Source organism: uncultured Bacteroides sp. (genome assembly GCF_947632445.1).
GTDB lineage: Bacteria > Bacteroidota > Bacteroidia > Bacteroidales > Bacteroidaceae > Bacteroides.
In genome coordinates, this window is record NZ_CANRPM010000108.1 from 1 (window position 1) to 5342 (window position 5342).

At 52.0% G+C, this 5342-nt stretch carries 6 protein-coding genes; 5 read left to right on the forward strand and 1 reads right to left on the reverse strand.

Annotated features, from left to right (window positions below; translation table 11 throughout):
• The first annotated feature begins 362 nt into the window (after positions 1-362).
• The 4 genes from Q0Z70_RS12860 (at position 363) to Q0Z70_RS12875 (ending at position 2549) form a co-directional block, all read left to right on the forward strand.
• Positions 363-548, forward strand: a complete 186-nt coding sequence (locus Q0Z70_RS12860) for a hypothetical protein (protein ID WP_366807330.1) — start codon at positions 363-365, stop codon at positions 546-548.
• Positions 545-835, forward strand: a complete 291-nt coding sequence (locus tag Q0Z70_RS12865; protein WP_298075137.1) for a DUF3847 domain-containing protein — start codon at positions 545-547, stop codon at positions 833-835. The genes Q0Z70_RS12860 and Q0Z70_RS12865 overlap by 4 nt, the downstream gene beginning before the upstream one ends.
• A complete protein-coding gene (mobQ, locus tag Q0Z70_RS12870; RefSeq protein ID WP_298075138.1) occupies positions 836-2299 on the forward strand; it encodes a MobQ family relaxase in 1464 nt (487 codons plus the stop codon).
• A 64-nt stretch (positions 2300-2363) separates the two neighbouring features.
• Entirely contained in the window at positions 2364-2549 is a 186-nt protein-coding gene (locus Q0Z70_RS12875) for a hypothetical protein (RefSeq protein WP_298075140.1), read from the forward strand.
• Between the two features lie 60 nt (positions 2550-2609).
• Here Q0Z70_RS12875 and Q0Z70_RS12880 read toward each other — a convergent pair whose 3' ends face one another.
• Positions 2610-3191 carry a hypothetical protein gene (locus Q0Z70_RS12880; protein WP_298075142.1) on the reverse strand — a complete coding sequence of 194 codons (582 nt, stop codon included), beginning with the start codon at positions 3189-3191 and terminating at the stop codon, positions 2610-2612.
• Positions 3192-4242: 1051 nt separating this feature from the next.
• Between Q0Z70_RS12880 and Q0Z70_RS12885 the strand changes: the two genes are divergently transcribed.
• Positions 4243-5342, forward strand: a 1100-nt coding sequence (locus tag Q0Z70_RS12885) for a SpaA isopeptide-forming pilin-related protein (RefSeq protein WP_298075144.1), incomplete at its 3' end; no start/stop codon positions are given.

Sequence of the window (5342 nt, forward strand, 5' to 3'; positions counted from 1 at the left end):
CTGCGTCCTGTTAAGTTTGACTTTTAGGAGTAAGGGCATAGAAAGTCTTGTCCTGTTTTTTGAAACGGGCTTGTCCTGCCATTTGCCTGTTTTTTTCTGAAATACAACATAACTATGATAGTAAGGGCATGGAGCGTCTGTCTGCTGACAGGCATTTCATGCCCTTCAAATCCATTATGAAGGAGGGATCACAATGCACCCAATAAAATACAAAATGCCGTTTTTCGCCGCCCCGCTGTCCCGGCTCGGCGGGCAGTTGAAAACGCGCTCACAGCGCCGAAAAATCGCCAAAATGACACCGGGAATATACAGAAATCTTCCCGGAACACCTGATCTCAATTATCGTTTGAAAAGGAGTAACAATGCCGCGTATGAGCAAGAAACGGCGGGAGGAATGGGCTTTCTTCCTCAACCGCCGTAACAGAATTACATATAACCCCATCTGCCGGGGCTGCACACAGGATTGCAAGCAGAGCTTCCGCATGGGCATCGTCGTCTGCGACCGCTACTGGTCCAAACGCTGGAAGCCCCAGGAGGAACGCATATGAGCAAGACGTTGGAGCAGCTTCGGGCGGAACAGGCCAGAGACCAGGCGCTATTAGAACAGTACCAGCATCGACTGGAACGGCTAGAGAACCGGGCGAAGTATCTGAACCATGCCGAGCGGACCGCACGGGCGCACCGGCTCATCACCCGCGGTGCCGCCGTGGAGAGCATCACCCCAGAGATAAAGGTCATGGCAGAGGTTCCGTTTTACTCCCTCATGGAGCAGATACTCTCTCTGCCAGAAGCCCAGGCCGTTATCCGTAGGACGCTGCAAGGGGAGGATTTGTAAATGGCCCTCTATCATTTTCATGTCACCCAGATCAAGCGCAGTGCCGGTCAGTCTGCCATCGCCTCCGCCGCCTACCGGTCTGGTGAGAAGTTATACAGTGAATACTACGGCGAGACCAGCGACTACAGTAAAAAGAAAGGCGTGATCTGTTCCGAGATACTTCTCCCGCCAAATGTGCCGCCAGAATACGCTGATCGGCAGACCCTATGGAACGTCTTGGAGCTGGTGGAGCGGAACAAAGACGCACAGCTGGCATATAGTTTTGACATTGCCTTGCAGAACGAGTTTTCCATGGAGGAGAACATCGCGCTCGCAAGGCAATTTGTATCGGAGCAGCTTGTCAGCCGAGGGATGATCGCGGACTTCGCCATCCACATGCCGGATAAGGAGATACAAAATCCCCACTTCCATATCCTCTGTCCCATCCGGCCATTGAAGGAAAACGGGAAGTGGGGATACAAGCAGCACCGCGTGTACCACCTGGATGAACAGGGCAACCGTATCCTTGACGAGAATGGCAAAGCGACCTTTGACGCTGTGCCAACCACCGATTGGGGCAGTCCGGAGCGGCTGGAATCCTGGCGGGAGGCATGGGCCGCGCTGTGCAACGCCAAGTTTGAGGAAAAGGGCCTGGACTGCCGGATAGACCACCGCTCTTATGAACGTCAAGGCATCGACCTGATACCGACTGTCCACGAGGGTCCCGCCGTCCGGCAGATGGAGGCGAAGGGCATCCCTACCGACAAAGGCGATCTCAACCGCTGGATTCGCTCTATCAACGCTGCCATCCGCAGCTTGCGGAAGAAGATAGCCGCGTTGCTGGACTGGCTGAAAGAGGTCAAGCGTGAGCTGTCCCAGCCCCAGCAGCCCAACCTGGGTGAGCTTTTGGGCGATTATATCGCTATGAGGAACGCCGGAGCCTGGAGCCGGAAAGCGAAGCTCAACAACCTGAAGCAGTTTGTGGAAGCCTACAACTACATCATGGAGAACAGGCTGTTCACGGTGGAAGCACTTGAAGAACGTGTTGCTGATCTCAACGGCCAAGTATCCAGGCTGAAATTGGAAATGGACGCATCCAACAAGCGCCGGAAAGAGTTAAAGGATCTGCTCCAGCAGGCGGAGAACTACGTCCGCCTAAAGCCGATCTTTGACGAGATGAACGGCATCCGGTGGAAGGGTCAGCGGGAGAAGTACAGGCAGGAACATGAAAGCGAGCTGCGGCAGTTTTATATGACCAGACGCAAGCTGACGGACGCCTTCACGCCGGACGGCAAGCTGCCCATCTCCGCCTGGCAGCAGGAGATGGAAAGGCTGGCGCGGGAGCATGAGGCAGCCTATGCCCGGTACAAGCCCCTGCGGGAAGATCTCACGAAGCTGCTGCAGGTCCGGCACCACGTCAATGTGGCGCTGGAGCGGAGAAATATTGAAGTTCCTGTCCTGCACCGGGACAAATACGAACGATAAGGAGGTGAACCAAAAGATACCATCCATCCGGTAACCACAACTGAATATTAAATGGAGGTAAACATTGGGTCGTAAGAAAAAACTCATAAACGACACCAACATCCCGCAGCACGAGATCGAAAAACTCGCCCGGTGCTTCCTGCCGGACATCCTCGCGTACTATGAGAGCGAGGAAGGTCAGCGGGAGTTTGCGGCATGGAAAGCCCAGCGGGAGAAAGAAAGACACCTCCAAGACGCAAAAGCGAAATAACACCAGCGGCGGCACCATCCGGTGCTGCCGCATGAAAATACACAGGGAATGTAGTCTCCATTAAATGCTGTCATATGTAGTTTTATTGATTTTCACTTCGCCTTCATCTATTGCCTTTAGTACATCTTGCCACTCTTTTTCCCCTGCAAGAAAATGATTGAGCGCCGAATTTAATGATTCAAATGCTACGCGATAACCATGCGCTTGTTCTTTTGGCCTAATTAGCCAACTAGAGCAAGTTCCACAGATTGAAATAATGGAATATACTATAATAGTCTTATCGGAGTTTCCGTTCTGTGTTGCATAAATCACCAGAATTGGTAATAATATCATCAATATGTTCAAAAAGAAATAGATTGAGAGCCAAATTATATTTGATATTTTCCAAATTTCTCTTGTCCTAAGTGCACGTTTTAAGTTGTCTTCGGTAACCTTTGAGGATATCATAGGTGAATTTTTATACTCAGGATATTTAGACGACCGGAAGAAAAGTACAACGATGCATGTCATTATAAGCACATATAAAGACGCACCGATTAATAATACTTCATCTGTCGGCTGTAATAATGGGCCAAAAATAAGCCATGCTGTAATAATAGCAGCAAGAACAAATATAAAAATGACTATCTTCAACCAAATCACGTTCATTTCCCCTCCTGTGTTTGTACTTATATAACAATGTTTCCTGGTACCAATTATAACAGTATTTGTAACCATTCTCAATATGGCATGGCATTTTTTAATTATAACAGCGCTTTGTACTACTGAGATCTATCAACAATTAGCTTGAACGCTTATTTTCTAAGCCTCGTAGGTTGCTTTTCTTCTTCGGTCCCCTCGGTTTCGATTCCGGCCTCTTTCTTACCCCATTCCTGAAGTGTGTCGCCTCATATGGCTCGAAGTATAACACAAATCCGAACCCATCGCCTACGGGATACGGTCCCACAGGTCTTGGGTTCGGATTATGTTGGTTTGGTACGGGTGTTCTTATAGGATTTTACAAGAAATCCAGTAATATCAAGGGTTTGCGGGCAGCAACACAGCGATATTTTCATCAAAAAGCGGATTTTTCGTTCCGCAAAACCGGCGTTCCTCACCTGGAGCGCCGATTTTTTATGCCCGTTTGCCCCGCCAGAGCTTTGTCTTTTTCCATTACATCATACCACATTTACAAGCGCACGGAGGTTACAATTTGAAAACTATAAAGCGCATATTGCCGCTTCTCCTTATCGTGATCCTGGTGCTTGGCCTGTTCCCCATGGGCACTTTCGCCGCCGAGGATGGGACGATCCCCACCGAGGACCCCAGCGGAGAGATTACAGAAGCAGCCCCCAGCCCGGAAGCAGAAGCGACCACTCCCCCGGAAGCTCCGCCTGCTGACACAGGCAGCGAAGTCCCGGACAGACCGGCAGAGACGCCGGAAACACCGGAGGCGACCACCGAACCGGAGGCCACGCCGCCCGAAGAAACCGCTCCCCCGGCAGCAGAGGAAACCACGTCTCCGCAGCCGGAGGAAACGGAACAGCCGGAACCAGAGGCCAGTCCGTCCCCGATGCCGGAGGTTGAAGTCCCCAATGACGATGAACCGTCTATCGAGAAACCCTGCGGAGATGGGATAGAGATGGGGCCGAACAATCCCCCGGAGGACGCTCCCATGATGTTTGCCGCATATAGTAACAGCGCCACCATCGCCGTGCGAAGCTGTTACGATTCGGCCAACAATTCCATAAAATATGCCAACTCATTTCAGTACGACGGTAGATGGGTCGGTGGTGCAACCTACCCTCGCCACATCATCTATGCCAACGGTTCACCAGCCTACTGTCTGGAACCGGGCAAGTACCTTGTGGGCGGCTCCAATGTGTCAAAAGACGCTGCAAAGGTCTGGAACAGCTTTTCCACGTCCAAAAGGGATGCCATCAAGCTGGCGATCCTCTGCGGGGCCGAGGGCAACGCTTCCAATCTGGCGGGCAGCTACGGCAGCCAGTACACCGCCACGCAGATGATCGTGTGGGAGTTTGTTGTCGGTGTCCGCAGCACCACAGCCCCGTACTCTGTCTCGGACAATAAAGTTATCAACTCTGTCTGTTACAACGGGGCCAACCCGGAAGTCAAGACGGTCTACAATCAGATCGCCTCGGCCATGGCCGCCTATAACACTCTGCCCAGCTTTGCCAATCCCCTGGCCGCCCCTCCTCCGCAGAATGAGCTGCAATACAATGGCAGCACCTACACCCTCACGCTTACGGACAGCAACAACGTCCTGGGCAATTATAATGTGACCTGCACGGATAACAATGTGCAGTTGAGTGTTTCCGGGAATACGCTGACCATGACATCCACCGTCCCTATTTCCAGCGCCACCGTGAATTTAACCCGGAAAAGCACCGTTTCCGCCAGCTCACAGATCGTGGCATACGGCGGCGAGGGCCTCCAGGAAACCGTGATCGGCATTGAAGCCGTGAGTGGAACACCGGGTTACTTCAGCATAAAATCGGCGTACATTCCCAAAGGTGATGTGGAGATCATAAAAACCTCGGATGATGGACACGTCAGTGGAATCCAGTTCAGGATCACGGGCGGCGGCATTGACCAGCTCGTTACCACGGACAGCGGAGGCCGGGTAAAGGTAGAGGGCCTCAAACCGGGCAGCTATACTGTCTATGAACAGGTCCCGGAGGGTTATTTTTCAGACCGTGTTTCGCAGAGCGTGACAGTCCGGGATCGTGAGACTGCTACTGTGACGTTCAACAACACTTTGAAGAAGTGGCGAGTTTCCGTTGCCAAAGTGGA